Source organism: Salinarimonas sp. (assembly GCF_046292825.1).
In the GTDB taxonomy this organism is placed as follows: Bacteria; Pseudomonadota; Alphaproteobacteria; order Rhizobiales; family Beijerinckiaceae; genus Salinarimonas.
Window position 1 is genome coordinate 17,493 of the sequence record NZ_JBKBQG010000040.1, and the last position, 21,606, is coordinate 39,098.

Below are 21,606 nucleotides of genomic sequence, written 5' to 3' on the forward strand. Positions count from 1 at the left end.
CCGCGCCGCCGAGGGCCCCTTGCGGATGGATGACGACCGGCGCGATGCAAGCGCGACGTTCATGAAAGGCGGCGGCGAGACGGGCGCGCTCCTGCGGGCTCACGATTGGGCGCGATCCCCGCTCGGGCCGCCGGAGACCTGGCCGCAGGCGCTCACGACGCTCGTGGCGGTGATGCTCGGCTCGCAGCAGCCGATGTTCGTCGTCTGGGGCCCAGAGCGCACGCTCCTCTACAACGATCCCTATGCGGAGATCCTCGACGCCAAGCACCCGGCGGCCCTCGGCTGCGACTTCCTCGCGGTATGGGCCGAGATCCGGGCGGATCTCGAGCCGATCGTGGCGCAAGCCTATGCCGGCATCCCCGTCCACATGGACGACATCGAGCTCCTCTTGGAGCGCAAGGGCTATCGCGAGGAGACGCATTTCAGCTTCTCCTACACGCCCGTGCGCGACGAGGCCGGCGCGGTGGCGGGCTTTCTGTGCCCGTGCAACGAGACGACGGCGCAGGTGATGGCCGAGCGCCGTCGGCGGGAGGCCGAGGTGGCCCTGCGTGCCGAGCGCGACCGGACGCGCCGCGTCCTCGACGGCATGGCCGAGGGCTTCGGCCTTCTCGACCGCGAGTTCCGCATCCTCGACATCAACGCCGAGGGTTTGCGGCTCGACGGGCGTCCGCGCGAGGCCCTGATCGGCAAGACGCATTGGGAGGCCTTTCCCGGCAGCCGCGACTCGGAGCTCGGTCGGCTCTATCGGCGCGCGATGGAGGAGCGCGTCCCGGTCTCCCTCGAACATCGCTACGAATGGGCGGACGGGCACCATGCCTGGCTCGACATGCGCGCCTACCCGACGGACGACGGCCTCGCCCTCTTCTGGAGGGACGTCACCGACCGCAAGCGCGCGGAGGAGGCGCTTCGGCTCGCCCACGAGAACGCGGCGCGCGAGGCGGCCGAGCGCGCGGCGATCATCGGCCAGCTCGTCGAGGGCGTCATCGTCGCGGACGCGCAGGGGCGGATCACCTTCGTCAACGAGGCGGCCGAGCGGCTGCACGGCGGGAGCGTCCTCGGCGTGGGGCCGGACGGCTATTCGGAGGCCTATCGCCTCCTGACGATGGAGGGCACGCCGTTTCCGCCCCACGAGCTTCCCCTCGCGCGCGCGGTGATCGACGGGGAGACGGTGGAGGACGCCCGCTGGCGCATCCGCCGGCCGGACGGCACCGAGGTGCTCGCGATCGGCTCGGCGCGGCCCGTCATCGGCCCCGACGCGGCGCGCGTCGGCGCGGTCCTGACCCTGCGCGACGACACCGCTCGCCATGCCGCCGAGGCCGCCTTGCGCGAGAGCGAGGCGCGCTTCCGGCTCATGGCCGACGCCGTGCCCCAGATCGTCTGGATCACCGACGGGCAGGGCCGCACCGAGTTCTTCAACAAGCAATGGACCGCCTATACCGGCGTGCCCTACGAGCCGACGACCGCCACGGAGGTCGCCGCCCGCCACGTGCACCCCGAGGACGGGGAGCGGACGATGCGGGCCTTCGAGGCGGCGCGGGCGACGGGCGGCGCCTTCGCGGTCGAGCACCGCATCCGCTCCGCGTCGGGCTCCTATCGCTGGTTCCTGGTGCGGGCCGAGCCCTATCGCGATCCCGCGACGGGCGAGATCGTGCGCTGGTTCGGCGCCTCCGTCGACATCCACGACCGCAAGCTCGCCGAAGCGCGCCTGGAGGCTCTGAACGGCCGCCTCGAGGCCGAGGTCGCGGAGCGCACCGCCGAGCGCGACCGGATGTGGGCCATCTCGCCGGACCTGATGCTCGTCATCGATTTCGACGGCTTCTTTCGCAGGGTGAACCCGGCCTGGACGCGGCTCCTCGGCTACGAACCGGACGAGCTCGTCGGCCGCCACGTCAACGAGTTCGTCGTGCCCGAGGACCACGCGGCGACCGTCGCGGCCTACGAGCTCGCGGCAGCCGGCGGGCGGCCGGAGATCGTCAACCGCTATCGGCACAAGGACGGCTCGATCCGCTGGATCTCCTGGGTCGCGGCGCCGACCGGCGAGATGACCTACGCCACCGGCCGCGACGTCACCGCCGACAAGGCCCGGCAGGCCGAGCTCCAGGCCGCGGAGGACGCGCGGCGGCGCGCCGACGCGCTCTACCGCGCCTATTTCGAGAATACGGCCGAGGCGCTCTTCGTGGTGGGCGTGGCGGCGGACGGGGGCTTCGTCGTCGAGGATCTCAACCCGGCGCATCAGGCGAGCATCGGCCTGCCGCTGTCCGAGGTTCGCGGCCGGCGTATCGACGAGATCCTGCCCCCGGAGATGGCCGAGGCGGTCTCCGCCAATTATCGGCAGGTGGTGGCGAGCGGGAAGGTCTACCAATATCGCGAGACCTTCGAGGTGCAGAACGCGCCGACGATCTGGGACACGGTGCTCGTGCCGGTCCACGACGAAAGCGGGCGCATCGTGCGGATCATCGGCGCGAGCCGGGATCTCACGCGGCAGGTCGCGGCCGAGGAGCAGCTGCGCGAGAGCCAGAAGATGGAATCGCTCGGCCAACTCACCGGCGGCGTCGCGCACGATTTCAACAACCTGCTCACCCCGATCATCGGCCCGCTCGACATGCTGGTCCGGCGCGGCATCGGCAACGAGCGCGAGCGCCGGCTGCTCGACGCGGCCCTGCAATCGGCCGAGCGCGCCAAGGTGCTCGTGCAGCGCCTCCTCGCCTTCGCCCGTCGCCAGCCGCTCGATCCCGTCGCGGTCGACGTGGGCCGGCTCGTCGAGGGCATCGGCGACCTGATCGGTTCGACGCTCGGGCCGAGCATCGCCATCCGCATCGCGATCGCCGACGGCCTGCCGGCCGCCCATGCCGACGCCAACCAGGTGGAGATGGCGCTCCTCAATCTCGCCGTGAACGCGCGCGACGCCATGCCGAACGGCGGCACGCTGACGATCGCGGCGAGCCGCGCGCAGGCGCGGGCCGATGAGGTGCGCGGCCTCGCGCCGGGCGAATACGTGCGTCTGTCCGTCACCGATACGGGCTTCGGCATGGACGCGGCGACGCGGGCGCGGGCGATCGAGCCGTTCTTCTCGACGAAGCCCGTGGGGCGCGGGACGGGCCTCGGCCTGTCGATGGTGCACGGGCTCGCCGCGCAGCTCGGCGGCGGCCTCGGCATCGAGAGCGAGCCCGGACGCGGCACGAGCGTGCATCTCTGGCTGCCGCTCGATGGCGGCGCGGCGGCGGTCGCCGCCGATGCGGCCGAGACGCGCGCCCGCCCGTCCGCCGCGCGCGGCGTCGCGCTCGTGGTGGACGACGAGGATCTCGTGCGCATGACGGTGGCCGACATGCTCGTCGATCTCGGCTTCGAGGTGGTCGAGGCGGGCTCCGGCGAGGAGGCGCTGGCGATGATCCGCTCCGGCCGGCGCGCGGACCTCCTCGTGACCGATCATCTGATGCCGGGCATGAGCGGCGTCGACCTCGCGCGCGCGGCCCGCGCCGCACGCCCCGGACTGCCGGTTCTCGTCGTCTCGGGCTATGCCGAGGTCGAGGCGCTGGCCCCCGACCTGCCGCGCCTCGCCAAACCCTTCCGGCCGGCCGAGCTGACCGAGCGCGTCGATGCGCTCATGCGGGCGGAGGGGTAGAGGGGCGTCGGTGCTGCAACAGGTGTCGTCATCCTCGGCAGCGAAGCGGACCCGGGACTTCGACTATGGTCCGAGCGCGCATGCCGCGCTCGCTCCGGCAGCGATGATCGGTGAAACGCTCCACGAGAAGCGCTGATGCGCTACGAGAGCGTCGCCAGACGATATCCGATCAGAAAGAACGCGCCGTTCCACACCGCGCAGCCCGCGGCGACGAAGGGGGCCGAGGAGATCAGGCGCACCCCGCCGAGCCCCGCCGCCATCGGCGCGAGGAGGCGCACGGTGGGAACGCATTGCGCGAGCGCGATGGCGAGCCCGAGACCCGGGCTGCCCGGGGCGAGGGCGTCCAGCCAACGACGGGGGAGGACCGGAGCCCGCAAGTGCGCGATGCGCGAACCGGCGGAGCGTCTCAGTCCGAAGCCCCCGGCATGCCAGGCGCAGGCGCCGACGATCGAGCCGGCGACGCTCGCGCCGTAGCCGGCGAGCGGGTCGACCCACCCTTGCGCGGCGAGCGCCCCCAGGCCCGTCAGGAGCGCCGCCGATGGGACGACGATCACGAGACGCTCCAGCGTCATGATCCCGGCGACCGCCAGGAGCGCGAGGCACATCGCCTGCGCCGCGCCCCCGGACGGGAGGAGACCGAGGAGGTGCGCCGAGGACGTCGCGAGCTGCGCGATGCTCTCCATCGGACGCTCTTCAAGCGATCGCGACGGCCGGCGCGGCGATGCGCCTGCCGCGCGCCCCGAGCGCGATCGCGACGAGCGGCGGGGTCAGCCACAGGGCGATCGGCAGCGAGAGGGCGACGCCGCCGGCGATGGCGACCGCGAAGGGCGGCCAGAAGCCGCCGCCGGCCATGACGAGCGGCAGGAAGCCGCCGACCGTCGTGAGAGTCGTCGAGACGATGTGGCGCGAGGCGCGCACCACCACCTCGGCGATCGCCGCGACGTCGCCCGTGCGCGCCGCCTCGTCCTCGCGAATGGCGCTGATCACGATGAGAGCGGCGTTGATCGAGACGCCGATCGAGCCGATCGCGCCGATCAGCGCCTGGATGCCGAAAGGCATGTCGAGGAGCGCGAGCGCCAGGAGGCTCGCCCCGAAGGAGAGGCCGGCGGCGAGGAGCGCGACGAGCGCGAGGCGGAAGGAGAGGAAGGTGAGCACCACCGTCACGATGGTGAGCGTCACCACGAGGCCGAGGGTGGAGACGAGGTTGCGCACCGTCTCCGCGCGGGCGTCCGCATCGCCGCCGAAGGCGAGGCGATAGCCCTCCGGCAGCGGCAGCGCGCCCGCCTCGAGCCGCGCGCGCAGGACCCGCAGCGCCTCTTCGGGCAGGACGCCGTGGGCGAGGAAGGCCTGGACGCGGTTCATCCGCTCGCCGTCGCGGCGCAGGATCGGGCTCGCCGCGGGCTCGAGGGCGAGGGTCGCGAGGCCCGCAAGCGGGATGCCGGGGGCGAGCGCGCCGTCCGCGCCTCCCGCCGGCAGGGTCAGCGCGAGTGCTCGGATCGCCTCGAGATCGGCGCGCGCGCCGTCCCCCATGCGCACGCGCACGGGGATCTCCTCCGTGCCCTCGATCAGCGAGCCGCCGGTGGCGCCCTCGAGCAGACTCTCGAGCCGCCGCGCGGCGGTGCCGAGGTCGAGACCGGCGAGCCGCGCGGCATCCTCGTCGAGGGCGAGGACGAGCTTGGGTGCGCCGCCGTCGAGGCTCGCGCGGGTGTGGACGACGGGGCCGAGCTCCGCGAGGAGCCGGCGCGCCTCCATGCCGAGATCGCGCAGGACGGCGAGATCGGGGCCGAACAGGCGCAGCTCGACGGGCGCGCCGACCGGCGGCCCCTGCACGAGCCCGCGCACCAGGATCTGCGCCTGCGGCAGGGCTTCGTCGAGGGCGCGCTGGAGCGCGGGAACGAGCCGATCCGTCGCCGCCGGACCGCGGGTGAAGACGAGCGCCTCGGCAAAGCCCGGCGATCCGTCGCGATCGCCCTGCATGTTGTAGTAGAAGGACGGCGCGCTCTCGCCGATCACCCAATGGGCGGCAACGACGTCGCCGTCGGCGCGGATCAGCGCATCCGCCGCACGCGCGGCGCGCGCCGTCTCGGCGATCGCTGCGCCGGCCGGCAGCTCGACCTGGACGTAGAACTGGTCGCGGTCGACGCCGGGGAAGAATTGCGCGGTCAGCGTCGGCAGCGCGAGGAAGCCCGTGACGGGGATCGCGCCGACGACGAGGATCGCCGCGAGCCGATGGCGCAGCGACAGGGTGACGGAGGCCGAGAACAGCCGCCCGAGCGCGGGCAGGCTCACGCCCCCTTCGAGCAGCCCGCGCCGCCGCGCGCTGCCGTCGAGCAACCACCCCGCGAGCGCTGGGGCGAGGGTGAGCGCGGCGAGGAGCGAGGCGATCAGCATGACGATGACCGAGATCGCGATCGCGCCGACGAAGTCGCCGGCCGGCCCCGGCAGGGCCGCCATCGGCACGAAGGCGAGGATCGTCGTCACCGTCGAGGCGAGGAGCGGCACCGCCAGGCGTCGCACCGCCTCGCCGACCGCCGCCTGCGCCCCCTCCCCGCTCGCGATGCGTCGGCGGATCTCGTCCGTCGTCACGATGGCGGCATCGACGAGGAGGCCGAGGGCGACGATGAGCCCCGTCACCGACATCTGGTGGATCGGCACGCCGACCCGCTGCAGGATCGCGATCGAGACGAGCGCGGCAAAGGGGATCGTGAAGGCGACGACGAGGGCCGAGCGCCAGCCGAGCGTCACGAGGAGGACGCCCACCACGATCGCGATGCCGAGCGCGAGATTGGCCGAGAGCTCGGTCAGGCGGTCGCTCGTATAGCGCGCCTGGTCGAAGACGAGCCGCGCCTCGAGCCCCGCGGGCAATTCCGCCCGGAAGGCGTCGAGCGCCTCGGCGACCGCGCGCGACCAGACGTCGACCTGCCGATCGTTCTCCATGCGCGCGGCGACGAGCACGCCCGCGACCCCGTCGGACAAAGCGAGGGAGGATTGCGGCGAGCGGGTGGCGCGGCGCAATTCGGCGACGTCGCCGACGCGCAGGACCGCGCCGTCCGCCCCGGTCGCGATGGGGATCGCGCGGATGCGGGCGACGTCCTCGATGGCGCCGCGGATCTCGACGAGGAGGTCGCGTCCCTCGCCCCGCAGCTGGCCCGCGCGCACCTTGGCGTCGGCGGCGGCGATCGCGCGGGAGACGGCGTCGGGCGAGAGGCCGCGCGCGGCGAGGCGGTCGGGATCGACCGAGACGAGGATCTCCTCCTCGGGCTCGCCGTAGAGCCGCACGAGCCGCGTCTCCGGCACACGGCGCAGGCGATCCTGCAATTCCTCCGCGAGGCGGCGCATGAGCGCCGGCGGCGCCTCGACGCTCGTGCGGGGCACGAGCGCGACGATCGCGGTGAAGGCGCCGCCGCGCGTGGTGTCGACCTCCGGCGTGCCCGCGCCTTCGGGGAAGCTTCGGGCCGCGGCGGCGACCTCGTCGCGGATCTCGGCCCAGACGGTGTCGATGCGATCCTTCGCGATGAAGGAGGAGAGCTCGATCGCGATGGTCGAGATGCCGGTCGCGGAGGTGGAGGTGATGGTGTCGATCTCGGGCACGCGCCGCAGCCGCGCCTCGATCGCGTCCGTCACCTGCGCCTCGACGCGATCGGGCGCGGCGCCGGGAAAGGGCGTGATCACGGTCGCGAAGATGTTGGTGATGGTCGGGTCTTCCTGCCGGCCGATCGTGAGGAGCGCCGCCGCGCCGAGGGCGATCGCCGTCAGGAGGGCGAGCGCGAACAGGCGCGGCTCGCGGAAGAAGAGCGTGGTCATGAGGGCCTCCTCTCGGCCTCGGCTTCGGTGCTGAAGAAGGACAGCGCGACAAGACGAGCCGTCGCCGTCTCTCCTTCCCCTCAGGGGAAGGTGGCTCGGGACGCGAACAGCGTCACGAGACGGATGGGGTCTTTCGACCCGCAGGGTCGAAGGGGCGTCGGGCTTCTCCGTACGTACGGAGCTTTACGACGACGCCCCTTCGCAGCTTCGCTGCGAATGACCCCATCCGACCCGTCGCCTGCGGCGCCGGGCCACCTTCCCCTGAGGGGAAGGAGAGGCGGCGGCGCTCGCCCGCAACCCGATCCCCTATCGCCCACCGCCCTCGTGCAAGGCGACGCGCTGGCCGGGGGTGATGCGGTGGGGGCCGTCGGCGACGAGGGCGGTGCCCGGGGCGAAGGCTCCGCGGACGAAGGCGCGGGTGCCGGCCACGTGGAGCACCTCGACCGGCTCGCGGGCGACGCGCGCCCCCTCCCCGTCCGAGATCGCGACGAGCAGCGACCACAGCCCGCGGCGGCCTTCCGCGAGGCTCGCGAGCGGCACCCAGATGCCGGGCTCGTCGACCCGCCGCGGCACCGTCAGCGTGGCGATCTCGCCGGCGGCGGCGCCGCTCGGATGGTCGAGGTCGAGAAGAGCGGCGAGCGTGCGGGTCGCCCCGTCGAGATCGGGCCGCAGAGCGGTCAGGCGGGCGCGATGCAGCCGCCCGCCGATCTCCACGGAGACGCGCGCGCCGGGCGCGAGCCCCGCCGCGGCCTCCCGCGACAGGCCGATGCGCACGCGCTCCCGCCCGCTCTCGAGGATCTCGACCACCGCCGCACCCGGCGCGACGACCGCGCCCTCGTCGAGGCGGCGCGCGCCGATGGTTCCTGCGAAGGGCGCACGCAAGGTGGCCTTGTCGAGATCGACCGCGAGGCTCGCGAGCGCCGCCTCGATCTCGGCGAGCCGCGCCGTCTCGGCCCGCTCGGCGAGCCGGGCCTCGTCGAGGCGCTGGGCGGAGGCGTGGCCGCGGTCGGACAGAGCGTCCTGCCGCGCCAGCGTCAGCCGGGCGAGGTCGAGGGCGGCGCGCGCCTCCTCGCGCCTCGCCGACAGCCGCGCCTCCTCCGCCTCGAGGCTTCTCGTGTCGAGCCGCGCGATCACGGCGCCGGCCTCGACCCGCGCCCCCTCCTCGACCGCGACGGCGACGAGCGTGCCGGCGCGCTCGAAGGCGAGCAGCGTGCGGCGGGCGGGCTCGACGCGGCCCGCGAAGCGCTCCTCGATCTCGTAACCCGTCTCGGCGACGAGCCGCGTGGTCGCGACCGGGAGCGGCGTCGGCGGCTGCGCGCTCGCCTCGTTGCGCAAGGCGGCGCGCTCCTGGAAGGACGCGGTGGCGATGCCGGCCGCGCCGAGCGCCGCCACCACCGCGAGGCTCGCCCCTGCGAACCGGAGAAGGCGCGATCCAGTCTGTTCGGAAGCGGTGCTCATCGGGAACTCCCGTCCGCTCCGCCGCCGGGTTCGTGAGCGGAGCCGTCTGATCAATTTCGATACGATACCGTATCGTCTCCTGGACGTTATGCGAGACTGCTGGGTATCGTCAAGAGGGCGATGGGAAGAAAAGCGTGGAGCCGCTCACAGGCGCCGCACCAGTCCCACGGCGAGCGCCGGAAACCAGAGGAGCGCGAGGGGGACCGCGACGTCCTGGAGCGCCGCCGCCCCGGGGATCGCGACGCGCAGGCTCGTCGCAGCGAAGAGCGCGCCGATCGCGATACCGACCGGCCCGACCCAAGCGTGGCCGAGCCGCGCGAGCACGATCCCGGTGGCTACGAGCCAGAGCCCCGAGACGAGCTGCACTCCCAGGAGCTCGCCGAGGCTGCCGGCATAGGCGTTGAGCGCGACATAGGCGGTCTCGACGGCGATCCGAGCGGCGGCGTCGGGCGCCGCGGCGTGGAGGGCGGCGAGCTCGGGCATCGCGACGAGCCAGCGCACGATGCCGAGCATCTTGAGCAATCCCGCCGCGACGCCGAGCGCCGCCGCGGCGTCGACGAGCGGACACGAGACGCCGCGGGCGATCGCGTGGCTCCTCAGCGCGACGGCGAGCGGAACGAGGGCGAGGGAGACGAGCAGATAGAAGCCGTAGCCGATCTGCACGGCCCGCGGGCTCTGCGCGATCAGCGGCAGCACCTCGTGCGCGGGAAGCCTCAGGCTCCCCGGCCACCCGATCGCGGCGCCGAGCACCACGATCGGTACGAGGAAGAGGAGCGTCTGCGCGAGCGCGAGGCCGGCGAGGACGGATGTGTCGCGGCGCAGCGGCGCCGTCTGGAAAGCAAGAGCGGTCATGGGAGGTCTCCGGCGAGATCGGGAGGTCAGGCAAAGGCGGGTTGCGCGGCAGTACCGGGCTGCGCCGCGTCGGCGAGGCCGAGCGTGCGGGCGAGCGCCTGGTCGAGCGGCGTGTGCGGCTCGGGGCCGATCAGGCGCTCGAGCGCGGCATTGTCGAGGGCGAGCGGGTGGCGGAAGAGCCAGGCCATCTCGACGACCTCGCGCAGGAAGGGCGAGAACGGCGCGGCGAGCCGCACGAGGGCCCACGAGAACCGCTTCGTCTTAAGGTCGCGGCCGAGCACGCGGGCGGCGGCCTGCGCGAAGGCGACGCCGCGCGTGTCGTAATGCCCGGCGAAATGCAGGAGCGTGAAGGGGGCGAGCGTCTCGCGCCGGTCGACGAGCCGCGCGAAGGCCTCCGCGAGATCGGGCACGTAGGCGAAGGCGTGCCCAATGCCGGGCGGCGAGAGCCGCGTGAACGCGCGCGCCTCGCGGCCGCCCTTCAGGATCGCTTGCGCGAGCCAGGAACTCTCGACGCCGGGCCCGAAGAAGTCGCCCGCACGCAGGGCGATCGTGCGCACCCCGCGCGCCCGCGCCGCCTCCTCGAGCAGCGTCTCCATCTCGAGCCGCACGCGGCCCTTCTCGGTCGCGGGACGGCGCGGGGTCGCCTCGTCGACGCGAGCCGGCGCGCGCTCGTCGAAGACGTAGACGTTGCCCGGAAACAGGATCGTCGCCCGGTGCGCGGCGGCCGCCTCGATCGTCGAGGCGAGCATCGGAAGCGCCTCCTCGCGCCAGCGGCGATAGCCCGCCGGGTTGACGCCGTGGACGATCAGGCTCGCCCCCGCCGCCGCGGTCGAGACCGCTCGCGCATCCCGCGCGTCCCCGATCGCGACCTCGACGGGAAAGCCGAACCGTGCCGGATCGAGCGGGCGTCGGGAGAGCGCGCGGATGCGGAAGCCGCGCGCGGCGAGGCGAAAGGCGATCGCGCCGCCGATCGCGCCGGTGATGCCGAGGACGAGGGCGATCGGGGCGTCTCGGGGCGGGGTGGTCGCGGTGTCGTTCATTGCGGCCTCTCTGGCTGGGGTGGCGATGACCGGACGATGCCGCGCTCCCTCACCAGAAGAAATTGCCGATCTTCGTAGGCCTGCTATACATCCGCGTATGGCCTCGCTCCCCGATTGGACCCTCGTCCGCTCCTTCCTCGCCTGCCTGCGCGAAGGCAGCCTCTCGGGCGCGGCGCGCGCGACGCGGCTCACCCAGCCGACGATCGGGCGCCACGTCGCCGAACTCGAGGCCACGCTCGGCACGGCCCTCTTCACGCGCTCCCCGAGCGGCCTCGTGCCGACGCCGGCGGCGGAAGCGCTTCGTGGCCATGCCGAGGCCATGGAGGCCGCGCTCGGCGCCCTCGTCCGCACCGCCGAGGCGAGCGCGGACGACACGCGCATCGCCGGACCCGTGCGCATCGCGGCGAGCGAGATCGTCGGCGTCGAGGTGCTGCCGCCGATCCTGGCGGGCCTGCGGGCGCGCCACCCGCACATCGTCTTCGAGCTGTCGCTCTCGAACCGCGCCGACGATCTCCTGCGCCGCGACGCGGACGTCGCGGTGCGCATGTTCCGCCCGAGCCAGGACGGGCTCGTGGCCCGCCGGGTCGGCACGCTGGGGCTCGGTCTCTACGCGCATCGCGATCATCTCGCCCGCTTCGGCGTGCCCGACAGCCTCGAGGCACTGCCCCGCCACCACCTGATCGGCTTCGACCGGGACGATCGCTCGGCCCGCGCGGTCGTCTCCGGCAGGGTCGCGCTCGCGCGCGAGGATTTCGCCTTCCGCTGCGACGCGGACCTCGCCCAGCTCGCGGCGGTGCGCGCGGGCCTCGGGATCGGCGTCGTGCAGCATGCGATCGCCGCGGGCGAGCCGGATCTCGTGCCCGTCCTGCCCGGCGCCTTGCCGCTCGCGCTCGAATGCTGGGTCGTCGCCCACGAGGACCAGCGCGAGCGTCCGATCGTGCGTGCGACGATCGACGCGCTCGCCGAGGGGCTCGCGCGGCATGCGGCCAAGGGGGCGGGCGCGAGGGTCTGAGAGCGGCGCCCTCTGCCTCCCGTCAGCGGGCGCGCGCGCCGCCCGAGGCCCCGACGATCTCGCCGACCACCGTCCGCACATGAGCGTCGAAGGCCTGGACGAGGCTCTTCTTCGTGGTTCGCAGCGGGTGGATCAGGCAGAAGGCGTGATCGACGGGCACGTCGAAGGGACGCGTCACGAGGCTCTCGCCGGCTTCCGCGCGGGCGAGGAGCGCGTTCGCGATCGTCACGCCGATCCCGCGCGCGACGAGCTCGCAGGCGGCGGCGACGGCCTGAGTCTCGACGACGATCCGCGGCCGCAGGCGGGCCTGCTCGAAGGCCTGATCGAGCTGGACGCGGAAGGGCCGGTTGCGGCCGAGCAGGATCAGCGGAAAGCGCGCCACGTCGAACGGATCGAGGCGCCGGGCCGACGCGAGCGGGTGGTCGGCGGGCATGATCACGTCCGTGCCGACGCGCGCGAGCACGCTCGCGCCGACGGCGGGATGCTCGACGGGCGCCTTGACGAGGCCCACATCCGCCCGCCCCATCGCGACCGCGTTGAGCGTCTCGTGGTAGGACATGATCTCGACGGCGATGCGCAGGTCGCGGTGGTCGGCGAGCAGCCGGTCGATCGCCGGCGCGAAGACGCGGCGTACGATGCCGTTCGGCGCCGCGACGACGAAGGGCGGCCCGCCGGCGCCGTTCGTCTCGAGCGCGTCCATGCCGGAGAGGAGGCCCTCCACCTCCGGCAACAGCATCTCGGCCGCCGCGCGCGCGACGAGGCGCCCGTTGGCGCGGTCGAACAGCGTCTCGCGGCGCGCGGCCTCGAGCTCGGCGAGGAGGCGGGAGACGGAGGGCTGCGAGATCGCGAGCGCCTGCGCCGCCGCCACCGTCGAGCCGTGCTGCATCAGCGCGCGAAACGCCCGCAAATGCCTGACCTCGATGCTCATGGCCATTCGTCCCGCGAATAGGGCAGCTTGCCTTCTTCATAAGATTGCACAGCCCAGCGGCCGCCGCCATCCTCGTCCTGTCGCTGCGGCACGTCCTTGCTCCTCAAGGAGATCGCGCCGCGCGGCGATCGGCTCGCTTCGTCGCGGGGAGGTGATACGGGTGGTCTTCGTACTCCGACGCCTATTCCAGGCCGCATTCCTGGTCGTCGTGATGTCGGTGCTCGTCTTCGCCGGCCTCTACGCGATCGGCAACCCCGCCGACATCCTGATCGACCCCGACGCGACCCAGGCCGAGCGCGCTCGGCTCATCGCCCAGCTCGGCCTCGACCGACCCTTCCACGAGCAATATTTCGTCTTCGTCGGCAACGTGCTCGCGGGCGATTTCGGGACCTCCTTCGTCTACAACCGACCCGCGCTCGGCCTCATCCTCGAGCGCATGCCCGCGACGCTGGAGCTCGCCTTCGCGGCGATCGTGCTCGCGGTCGGCATCGGCCTGCCGCTCGGCATCTATGCCGGGCTCGCGCCGACCAGCGCGGCAGGGCGCGGCATCATGGCGGGCTCGATCCTCGGCTTCTCGGTGCCGAATTTCTGGCAGGCGATCGTCCTCATCATGGTCTTCTCCGTGATGCTCGGCTGGCTGCCGGTGTCCGGGCGCGGGGAGGTGGGCGAGTTCCTCGGCATCCGCTCGAGCCTGTTCACCCTCGACGGCCTGCGCCACATCGCGCTGCCGGCGATCAATCTCGCGATCGGCCACATGGCGCTCGTGATCCGCCTCGCGCGCTCGGGCTATCTCGAGGTGCAGTCGCAGGATTTCGTGCGCTTCGCCCGCGCCAAGGGCCTGCGCGAGCGGCGCATCGTCCTCGTGCACATCCTGCGCAACATCCTCATCCCGATCGTCACCGTGGTCGGCATGTCGCTCGGCGGGCTCATCGCCTTCGCGGTGGTGACGGAATCGATCTTCGCCTGGCCGGGCATGGGCAAGCTGATCATCGACTCGATCCGCCTCCTCGATCGCCCCGTCGTCGTCGCCTACCTGATCGTGGTCGTGATGATCTTCATCGTCATCAACCTCCTCGTCGACCTTCTCTACTCGCTGATCGACCCCCGCATCCGGCTCGACGGAGGCTCGCGATGACCGCCACCTCGCAGCCCCCCGTGGAGACGCGCGTCGAGACGCCGACGCCGCAGAGCCGCCCGCCCGAGAATCCTTGGCGGAGGGTCGCGCGCGACTTCTCGCGCAACCGCATCGCGCTCGGCGCGCTCGTCGTCCTCGTCGCGATCGTCGCCGCGGCCTTCCTCGCCCCGCTCATCGCGCCGCAGGACCCCTACGACCTGCGCAATCTCGACATCATGGACAGCCGCCTGCCGCCGGGCGAGGCGGGCTTCTCCGGGCAGACCTATTGGCTCGGCACCGACGGGCAGGGCCGCGACATGCTCTCGGCGATCCTCTACGGCCTGCGGATCAGCCTCTCGGTCGGCTTCATCGCCTGCGCGGCGGCGCTCGCGATCGGCCTCTCGGCGGGTCTCGCGGCGGCCTATTTCGGCGGGCGGACCGACACCGCGATCATGCGGCTCGTCGATCTCCACCTCGCCTTCCCGCCGATCCTCGTCGCGCTGATCCTGCTCGCGATCCTCGGGCGCGGCGTCGACAAGATCGTCATCGCGCTCGTCATCGTGCAATGGGCGACCTTTGCGCGCGTCGCCCGCGGCGCGGCCTTGAGCGAGCGCGAGCGGGAATACGTCGAGGCGGCGCAGATCCTCGGCCTGTCGCGCCCGCGCATCCTGTTCGGCCATCTCCTGCCGAATTGCCTGCCGCCCCTGATGGTGCTGTTCACGGTCGAGATCGCGAGCGCGATCGCACTCGAGGCGACGCTGAGCTTCCTCGGGGTGGGCCTGCCGGCGACGCAGCCCTCGCTCGGCCTCCTCATCGCCAACGGCTTCCAGTTCGTGCTCTCGGGCCAGTACTGGATCAGCCTCTTCCCCGGCATCGCGCTCCTGATCCTGATCGTCGCGATCAATCTCGTCGGCGACCAGCTCCGCGACGTGCTCAACCCGAGGAACATCCGATGAGCCTACTCGCGGTCGAGAACCTCGCCACCCATTTCTTCACCGATGCCGGGATCGTGCGCTCGGTCGACGGCGTGAGCTTCCGGGTCGATCGCGGCGAGGTGCTCGCCGTGGTCGGCGAGAGCGGATCGGGCAAGTCGGTCACCGGGCTCTCGGTGATGGGCCTGATCGAGGAGCCCGGACGCATCGTGGAGGGCAGCATCCGCTTCGACGGCACCGAGCTCGTCGGGCTGGCGCGCGAGGAGATGCGGCGGCTGCGCGGGGCGCGGATCGCGATGATCTTCCAGGACCCGATGATGACGCTCAACCCGGTCCTGCGGATCGACGCGCAGATGGTCGAGACGGTGCTCGCCCACCGCGCGATGCCCCGCGCTGAGGCATGGGCGCTTTGCCGCGACACGCTCGGCGAGGTGGGCATTCCGAGCCCCGACGAGCGGATGCGCGCCTATCCCCACCAGTTCTCCGGGGGCATGCGCCAGCGCGTCGCGATCGCCATCGCGCTCCTCAACCAGCCCGAGCTGATCGTCGCCGACGAGCCGACGACGGCGCTCGACGTCACGATCCAGGCCCAGATCCTCCATCTGATGCAGACCCTCGTCGAGGAGCGCGGGCTCGGGCTCGTCTGGATCACGCACGATCTCTCCGTCGTCACCGGCTTCGCCGACCGCGTCGTCGTGATGTATGCGGGCGAGGTCGTCGAGGAGGGGGCGGTCGCCGACATCGTCGAGGCGCCGCGCCATCCCTATACGAGCGGCCTGATCGGCTCGGTCCCCTCGCGCAACCGCCCCGGCGCGCGGCTCGCGCAGATCCCGGGCTCGGCGCCCTCGCCGCTCGCACGGGGCGAGGGCTGCCGCTTCGCGCCGCGCTGCGCGCATCGGATCGCGGCCTGCGCGGTCCACCCGCCCCTCGAGAGCGTGGGCGACGGCGCGGTGCGCTGCGTGCGCCATCGCGAGCTCGCGCCGCTGCTCGCCGCCCCCGACATGTCCGCGCGGGGTCTGTCCGCATGACCGATCTCCTGACCATCGACGGCGTCTCGAAGCGCTTCGAGAAGAAGCTCGACCTCGCCGCCCGCCTCGCCCGCCGCCTCGGCGCGCCGGTGTCGGACCGCGTCGTGCACGCGCTCGACGGCGTCTCCTTGGGCATCGCGCGCGGCGAGGTCGTCGGGCTCGTGGGCGAATCCGGCTGCGGGAAGTCGACGCTCGGGCGCGTCGTCGCCGGCATCCACGCCCCGAGCGAGGGGCGCGTCCTCTGGGAGGGCCGCCCGGTCAAGCGGGCGGATCGGCTGAAGATCCAGATGGTCTTCCAGGACCCGATGTCCTCGCTCAACCCGCGCCACCGCATCGACCGCGTGATCGGCGAGGCGCCGCGGGTGCACGGCCTCGTGGCGGCGCGCGAGGTCGACGGCTTCGTGGCGGACCTCCTGCGCAAGGTCGGGCTCGATCCCGCCTATCGCACGCGCTACCCTCACCAATTCTCCGGCGGCCAGCGCCAGCGTATCGCGATCGCCCGCGCGCTCGCGGTCGATCCGTCGCTGATCGTCTGCGACGAGGCGGTCTCGGCGCTCGACGTCTCGGTCCAGGCGCAGGTGCTCAACCTGTTCATGGACCTGCGCGAGGAGCTCGGGCTCACCTACCTGTTCATCAGCCACGATCTCGGCGTCGTCGAGCACATCGCCGACCGGGTCGTCGTGATGTATCTCGGCCGCGTGGTCGAGGCGGCGCCGAAATCCGAGCTCTACGCACGCCCGCTCCACCCCTACGCGCAGGCGCTGCTCGAGGAGGTGCCGCGCCTGACCAAGGGCAAGCGCCGCTATCGGCCGATCCAAGGCGAGATCCCCTCCCCGCTCGCGCCGCCGAGCGGCTGCCATTTCCATCCGCGCTGCCCGCTCGCCGACGCGCATTGCCGCGCCGTCCGGCCCGCCTTGCGGGAGATGGGTCCCGGGCGCGTCGTCGCCTGCCACAAAGCCTGAAGAACCAGAGACGGGAGAGAACACGATGAGAAGCCTTCGCACCCTCGCCTGCGCCTCCGCGCTCGCCCTGTGCCTCGCGCTGCCGGCCTCCGCGCAGAGCCTCACGGTGGGCCTCGCCGCGCCGCCGAGCTCGATGGACCCGCATTTCGCGACGACCGGCCAGAACCAGCAATTGGCCATGGTGATCTACGATCGCCTCGTCCATCTCGACGAGAACGGCCAGTTCGTGCCGGGCCTCGCCACCGAATGGGAGATCTCGGAGGACCGGCTGACCTGGACCTTCACGCTGCGCGAAGGCGTCGTCTTCCACGACGGCAGCCCCTTCGGCGCGCAGGACGTCGCCTTCACCTTCGAGCGCATCCCGCAGGTGCCGAACAGCCCCGCCCCCTTCACCCAGCGCCTCGCCGCGATCGAGGCGGTCGAGACGCCCGACGAGCGCACGGTCGTGATCCGCACCGGCGAGCCCGCCCCCGGCCTCCTGACCGACCTCTCGACGATCTACATCGTCTCGCACGCGATCGGCGAGGCGGCGAGCGCCGATTTCGACCAGGGCCGCGCCGCGATCGGCACGGGGCCCTACCGGATGGTGTCCTACAGCCCGGGCGAGCGGCTCGTGATCGCCCGCAACGACGATTATTGGGGCGAAGTGCCCGATTTCGAGGAGATCACGATCCGCTTCCTCGACAACGCCGCCTCCCGCGTCGCCTCCCTGCAGGCGGGCGAGGTCGCCTTCATCGACGCGGTGCCGCCGAACGATCTCGAGCGCCTCGCGGCGATGCCGCAGGTCGAGGTGGTCACGGCGCCTTCCGCGCGCATGGTCTATATCGGCCTCGATCAGGGCGGCGACACGACCCCGCAGGTGCGCGGGCTCGACGAGAATCCCTTCCTCGACCGGCGGGTGCGCGAGGCGCTGTCGCTCGCGATCAACCGCGAGGCGATCGTCGATCGCATCCAGTTCGGCTCGGGCGCGCCCGCGGGGCAGTTCGCCCCCGAGGGCGTCTTCGGCCACGACCCGGAGATCGCCGCGCCCGCCTTCGACCTCGACCGCGCCCGCGCGCTCCTCGAGGAGGCGGGCATCGGCGAGGGCTGGGGGCTGACGCTGCACGGGCCGGCGGGTCGCTACGTCAACGACACCGACGTGCTCTTGGCGGTCGGGCAGATGTGGTCGCGGCTCGGCATCGACGTCGAGGTCGAGAACGTGCCGGCCAACGTCTATTTCGGCCGCGCCACCGCCCGCGAGTTCTCCGCCTTCCTCGTCGCCTTCGGCATCACGACGGGCGAGAGCAGCCTCGCGCTGCGCAACGTGCTCGCGACCTACGACGAGGATCGCGGCTGGGGCTCCAACAACCGCTTCCGCTATTCGAGCCCGGATTTCGACGCCGCCCTCGAGCGGGCGCTCGCCGCCTTCGACGACGACGAGCGCGAGGCGGCTCTGCGGGAGGCGGCGCGGATCGCGGCCGACGACGTGGCGCTCGTGCCCCTCTATTGGGAGGGCAACAATTGGGCGGTGCGCGAGGGCCTGAGCTTCGTCCCGAGCCCCGACGGGCGCTCGCTGATGACGAACCTGCGTCGCGATTGAGGGGGCGGAGCCGATGCCGGTCGCGGCGGAGATGAGACGCGAGCGCGTGCTGCGCGACGTCATGGTGCCGATGCGCGACGGGGTGCGGCTCGCGACCGACGTCTTCCTGCCCGAGGGCGCGGGCCCCTGGCCCGTGCTCCTCGAGCGCACCCCCTACGACAAGAGGGCCGCGCGCGCGAACGAGTACACGCGCGCGCACCCCGACATCTTCGGCCGCGAGGAGCTGGCGGGCTTCTTCACGGCGGCGGGCTTCGCGGTGGTCTTCCAGGATTGCCGCGGCCGCTACGGCTCCGAGGGCACCTTCGTCAAGTACCGCGCCGAAGCCGAGGACGGCTACGACACGCTCGCCTGGCTCGTGCGCCAGCCCTGGTGCGACGGGGGGATCGGGACGATGGGCATGTCCTATTCGGCCCACACCCAGATGGCCGCCGCCGCCCTCTCGCCGCCGGGTCTCGCGGCGATGGTCGTCGATTGCGGCGGCTTCTCGAACGCCTATCAGGGCGGCATCCGCTTCGGGGGCGCGCTCGAGCTCAAGCAGGCGACCTGGGCCTATCGCCACGCGCGGCGCTCGCGCGCGGCCAAGGACGATCCGCGCGTCGCAGCGGCGCTCGATGCGGAGGACATCGCCGATTGGTTCGCGCGCATGCCCTGGCGGCCGGGCCATTCGCCGCTCGCCGCCGCCCCCGAATACGAGGGCTTCCTCTTCGATCAATGGCGCCGGGTCCTGTTCGACGACCACTGGACGATCCCCGCGCTCTACGCGCAGGGCCATTACGACGCGATGCCGCGCGTGCCGTCCGTCCACCTCTCGGGCTGGTACGACCCCTATGCGCGCACGGCGGTGGAGAACTTCGTCGGGCTCTGCGCACGCGGGCACGACGCGCAGCTGATCCTCGGCCCCTGGACGCACGGCGCGCGCTCGCGAACCTATGCCGGCGACGTCGATTTCGGCCCCGACGCCACGTTCGAGAGCGGGACCGGCGCGGATTTCGTCGCCTGGCGCATCGCCTTCTTCGAGCGTCGCCTGCGGGGCAAGGCAAGCGAGCCCGAGCCGTCGGTGCGGGTCTTCGTGATGGGCGGGGGCTCGGGGCGGCGCAATGCGGAGGGTCGGCTCGATCATGGCGGCTCCTGGCTCGCCTGCACGCGCTGGCCGCCGGAGGAGAGCCGCCCGCTCGCGCTCTACCTCCAGCCCGACCATCGCCTCGCCCCGCGCCCCGCGCGAGGTGCTGCCGCCCACCGGCTCGTCGCCGACCCGGACGATCCCGTGCCGACGATCGGCGGGCCGATCACGTCGGGGGCGCCCGTCATGGAGGGCGGCGCCTTCGACCAGCGCGAGGATCCCCGCTTCTTCGGCTGCCGCGTGCCCGGCCGAGCGATCGCCGAGCGCCCGGACGTCCTCGTCTACGAGTTCCCGATCGAGGACGAGCCGCTCACGATCGTCGGGGACGTGTCGGTGACGCTCTTCGTCTCCTCCGACCGGCCGACGACGGATTTCGCCGCGAAACTCGTCGACGTCCACCCGCCGAGCGCGGATTATCCGCAGGGCTTCGCCATGAATCTCTGCGACGGCATCCTGCGCGCGCCCTTTCGCGCGGGCTTCGATCGGCTCGTGCCGCTCGAGCCGGGGGCGGTGGTGCCGATCGTCGTGCAGCTCTATCCGACCGCCAACCGCTTCATGCCGGGCCACCGCCTGCGCCTCGAGATCGCCTCCTCGAACTTCCCCCGCTTCGACGTCAACCCGAACGACGCGCCCGGCGAGGACCTCTCTCCCCATCGCCACCGCGCGACGAACGCCGTCCATGTCGGCGACGCCTTCCGCTCGCGCCTGTCGCTGCGCGTGCTGCCGCGTTAGGGGCGGCGCGTCGTGGTCACGGATGGGATCGACGCCGGCCGCACGATGCCTCGTCATCTCCTTCCCTTCAGGGGCTAGGAGATTTACACGTCTTGATCTGCGCTGGGGAAGGAGATGACGAGGCGTTGCCGCTCTCCTCGCCCGAAAGATCGCAACGCCCTCGTATAGTCTCTACGCCCGTCATTCCGGGGCGCGAAGCGAGCCCGGAACCCAGAACCCCGACGTCTGATGAGCAGCCTATAGGCTGCGTCCACCGAACGATCCACGTTCAGCTGTCGTGCAACGAGCGCGCATGCGCGCTCGAACCGACGTCGGGAGTCTGGGTTCCGGGCTCGCTTCGCGCCCCGGAATGACGGCGGTGGAGAAATGTCCAGCCCGCGGGCCGCTGTCGTCCAACGCATGTGCAAGAACGGCGACGTGTGCACTCCGTAGCCCCCAGGGGAAGGTGAGCGGGCGGCGCGGATGTCGATCCGCCCTCCGCTCTTGCATTGCGCGCGCGCGAACGCGATATTCGCGACACGATACCGGGCCGTCTCGCATCCCGCGGCGGCGGCGCGCAGAAGAAGAACGGGACGCGGAGGGCGCTCATGACCGACGCCGTGACGGAAGCCATGGACGATGCCGTCGACGAGGACGCCGCGCGGCGCCCCGGCAGACGGCTCGACCCCGACAAGCGACGCGCCATCCTCGACGCGGCACAGAGCGTGTTCCTCGCCGCCGGCTTCGAGGGCGCGAGCATGGACGAGGTCGCGCGCATCGCCGGCGTCGGCAAGATGACGGTCTACCGCCATTTCGGTGCGAAGGACGCGCTCTACGAGGCGATGCTGCGCGAGGTCTGCGGCGCGATGGTGCCCATGGCCGAGGTGCCGCACGGCGCGAGTCTCGCGGAGGAGGCGGGGATCCTCGCGGACGCCTTCGTCGCCCTCGTCACGGAAGGCTTCCGGCTCTCCACCTACCGGCTCGCGATGGCGGAGGGGGAGCGATCGGGGGCGATGCCGCGGCTGTTCTATCACGGCGCGGTGCTGCCGCTCGTCGAGCATGTCGCCAAGCGCCTGCGCGCCCATGCGCCGGTTCTCGATCCGCTGCACGCGCGCGACCTCGCCGGCATGTTCCTGCAGATGGTGCAGGGGCCGGCCATGCTGCGCCTCCTGATGGGCATCGACGCGGCGCCCGACGAGGCCGCCTTCGCCCGGCAGCGGCGGATGGCGATCGCGTTCCTCGAGCACGAGGTCGCGGCGGCGGCGCGCTGAGGCGCCGGCTTGAGCGCGGCACCCCAGTACCACATCCCCCGAACCCCTTCCACCCAAACCCTTTGCGCCCTCCCCTCCTCGCGCGAAACCGCTTGACGCGGCCCCCGCGCGCGACTACACGTCCGCCGTCGCCGCCGGGTCCTCCCGGCGGCAAGTCGTTTCGGAACGGGGCG

General features: G+C 72.5%; 15 protein-coding genes. 9 read left to right on the forward strand and 6 right to left on the reverse strand.

All coding sequences use genetic code 11. The annotated features are described in order from the left end of the window. Positions 1-25: 25 nt before the first annotated feature. Positions 26-3,622 (forward strand): PAS domain S-box protein, encoded by a 3,597-nt coding sequence (locus ACK4UM_RS16530; RefSeq protein WP_409801162.1) that lies wholly within the window; start codon positions 26-28, stop codon positions 3,620-3,622. A 140-nt stretch (positions 3,623-3,762) separates the two neighbouring features. Here the strand turns inward: ACK4UM_RS16530 and ACK4UM_RS16535 are convergent, their stop codons facing one another. The 5 genes from ACK4UM_RS16535 to ACK4UM_RS16555 all read right to left on the reverse strand — a co-directional run bounded on the left by ACK4UM_RS16535 (position 3,763) and on the right by ACK4UM_RS16555 (position 10,776). Continuing rightward, positions 3,763-4,305: a DedA family protein gene (locus ACK4UM_RS16535; protein WP_409801164.1), complete on the reverse strand. Its 543-nt coding sequence runs from the start codon at positions 4,303-4,305 to the stop codon at positions 3,763-3,765. A gap of 10 nt (positions 4,306-4,315) precedes the next feature. Then, positions 4,316-7,426 (reverse strand): efflux RND transporter permease subunit, encoded by a 3,111-nt coding sequence (locus tag ACK4UM_RS16540; protein WP_409801166.1) that lies wholly within the window; start codon positions 7,424-7,426, stop codon positions 4,316-4,318. Positions 7,427-7,732: 306 nt separating this feature from the next. Next, on the reverse strand, positions 7,733-8,884 hold the full coding sequence (locus ACK4UM_RS16545) for an efflux RND transporter periplasmic adaptor subunit (protein WP_409801168.1): 1,152 nt from the start codon (positions 8,882-8,884) through the stop codon (positions 7,733-7,735). Between the two features lie 144 nt (positions 8,885-9,028). Further along, complete coding sequence (locus ACK4UM_RS16550; protein WP_409801170.1) at positions 9,029-9,736, reverse strand: DUF4386 family protein; 708 nt, start codon at positions 9,734-9,736, stop codon at positions 9,029-9,031. Positions 9,737-9,762: 26 nt separating this feature from the next. Then, positions 9,763-10,776, reverse strand: a complete 1,014-nt coding sequence (locus tag ACK4UM_RS16555; protein ID WP_409801172.1) for an NAD-dependent epimerase/dehydratase family protein — start codon at positions 10,774-10,776, stop codon at positions 9,763-9,765. A 97-nt stretch (positions 10,777-10,873) separates the two neighbouring features. On the opposite strand from ACK4UM_RS16555, the gene ACK4UM_RS16560 reads away from it, so the two are divergent. After that, positions 10,874-11,788, forward strand: coding sequence for a LysR family transcriptional regulator (locus tag ACK4UM_RS16560; RefSeq protein ID WP_409801174.1), 915 nt, complete (start codon positions 10,874-10,876; stop codon positions 11,786-11,788). 22 nt (positions 11,789-11,810) lie between these two features. Here the strand turns inward: ACK4UM_RS16560 and ACK4UM_RS16565 are convergent, their stop codons facing one another. Beyond that, positions 11,811-12,716, reverse strand: a complete 906-nt coding sequence (locus tag ACK4UM_RS16565; protein WP_409801176.1) for a LysR substrate-binding domain-containing protein — start codon at positions 12,714-12,716, stop codon at positions 11,811-11,813. Positions 12,717-12,876: 160 nt separating this feature from the next. On the opposite strand from ACK4UM_RS16565, the gene ACK4UM_RS16570 reads away from it, so the two are divergent. From ACK4UM_RS16570 to ACK4UM_RS16600, 7 genes are all read left to right on the forward strand, one after another. Next, a complete protein-coding gene (locus tag ACK4UM_RS16570; RefSeq protein ID WP_409801178.1) occupies positions 12,877-13,851 on the forward strand; it encodes an ABC transporter permease in 975 nt (324 codons plus the stop codon). Continuing rightward, positions 13,848-14,786 carry an ABC transporter permease gene (locus ACK4UM_RS16575; RefSeq protein WP_409801180.1) on the forward strand — a complete coding sequence of 313 codons (939 nt, stop codon included), beginning with the start codon at positions 13,848-13,850 and terminating at the stop codon, positions 14,784-14,786. The genes ACK4UM_RS16570 and ACK4UM_RS16575 overlap by 4 nt, the downstream gene beginning before the upstream one ends. Then, on the forward strand, positions 14,783-15,790 hold the full coding sequence (locus ACK4UM_RS16580; protein ID WP_409801182.1) for an ABC transporter ATP-binding protein: 1,008 nt from the start codon (positions 14,783-14,785) through the stop codon (positions 15,788-15,790). Before ACK4UM_RS16575 ends, ACK4UM_RS16580 begins: the two co-directional genes overlap by 4 nt. Then, positions 15,787-16,752 carry an ABC transporter ATP-binding protein gene (locus ACK4UM_RS16585; RefSeq protein ID WP_409801184.1) on the forward strand — a complete coding sequence of 322 codons (966 nt, stop codon included), beginning with the start codon at positions 15,787-15,789 and terminating at the stop codon, positions 16,750-16,752. The genes ACK4UM_RS16580 and ACK4UM_RS16585 overlap by 4 nt, the downstream gene beginning before the upstream one ends. 25 nt (positions 16,753-16,777) lie before the next feature. Then, complete coding sequence (locus ACK4UM_RS16590; RefSeq protein ID WP_409801186.1) at positions 16,778-18,331, forward strand: ABC transporter substrate-binding protein; 1,554 nt, start codon at positions 16,778-16,780, stop codon at positions 18,329-18,331. A 13-nt stretch (positions 18,332-18,344) separates the two neighbouring features. Further along, positions 18,345-20,183 carry a CocE/NonD family hydrolase gene (locus tag ACK4UM_RS16595; protein ID WP_409801188.1) on the forward strand — a complete coding sequence of 613 codons (1,839 nt, stop codon included), beginning with the start codon at positions 18,345-18,347 and terminating at the stop codon, positions 20,181-20,183. Positions 20,184-20,770: 587 nt separating this feature from the next. Beyond that, positions 20,771-21,433, forward strand: coding sequence for a TetR/AcrR family transcriptional regulator (locus ACK4UM_RS16600; RefSeq protein ID WP_409801190.1), 663 nt, complete (start codon positions 20,771-20,773; stop codon positions 21,431-21,433). Positions 21,434-21,606: the final 173 nt, after the last annotated feature.

What these genes read in the sequence shown, in the direction of transcription:
- ACK4UM_RS16575 (WP_409801180.1), top strand. Translation starts at nt 13,848, where the DNA reads ATGACCGCCACCTCGCAGCCCCCCGTGGAGACGCGCGTCGAGACGCCG.
- ACK4UM_RS16545 (WP_409801168.1), bottom strand. Translation starts at nt 8,884, where the DNA reads ATGAGCACCGCTTCCGAACAGACTGGATCGCGCCTTCTCCGGTTCGCA.
- ACK4UM_RS16565 (WP_409801176.1), bottom strand. Translation starts at nt 12,716, where the DNA reads ATGAGCATCGAGGTCAGGCATTTGCGGGCGTTTCGCGCGCTGATGCAG.
- ACK4UM_RS16580 (WP_409801182.1), top strand. Translation starts at nt 14,783, where the DNA reads ATGAGCCTACTCGCGGTCGAGAACCTCGCCACCCATTTCTTCACCGAT.
- ACK4UM_RS16555 (WP_409801172.1), bottom strand. Translation starts at nt 10,776, where the DNA reads ATGAACGACACCGCGACCACCCCGCCCCGAGACGCCCCGATCGCCCTC.
- ACK4UM_RS16550 (WP_409801170.1), bottom strand. Translation starts at nt 9,736, where the DNA reads ATGACCGCTCTTGCTTTCCAGACGGCGCCGCTGCGCCGCGACACATCC.
- ACK4UM_RS16530 (WP_409801162.1), top strand. Translation starts at nt 26, where the DNA reads ATGGATGACGACCGGCGCGATGCAAGCGCGACGTTCATGAAAGGCGGC.
- ACK4UM_RS16595 (WP_409801188.1), top strand. Translation starts at nt 18,345, where the DNA reads ATGCCGGTCGCGGCGGAGATGAGACGCGAGCGCGTGCTGCGCGACGTC.
- ACK4UM_RS16560 (WP_409801174.1), top strand. Translation starts at nt 10,874, where the DNA reads ATGGCCTCGCTCCCCGATTGGACCCTCGTCCGCTCCTTCCTCGCCTGC.
- ACK4UM_RS16585 (WP_409801184.1), top strand. Translation starts at nt 15,787, where the DNA reads ATGACCGATCTCCTGACCATCGACGGCGTCTCGAAGCGCTTCGAGAAG.
- ACK4UM_RS16590 (WP_409801186.1), top strand. Translation starts at nt 16,778, where the DNA reads ATGAGAAGCCTTCGCACCCTCGCCTGCGCCTCCGCGCTCGCCCTGTGC.
- ACK4UM_RS16535 (WP_409801164.1), bottom strand. Translation starts at nt 4,305, where the DNA reads ATGGAGAGCATCGCGCAGCTCGCGACGTCCTCGGCGCACCTCCTCGGT.
- ACK4UM_RS16600 (WP_409801190.1), top strand. Translation starts at nt 20,771, where the DNA reads ATGACCGACGCCGTGACGGAAGCCATGGACGATGCCGTCGACGAGGAC.
- ACK4UM_RS16540 (WP_409801166.1), bottom strand. Translation starts at nt 7,426, where the DNA reads ATGACCACGCTCTTCTTCCGCGAGCCGCGCCTGTTCGCGCTCGCCCTC.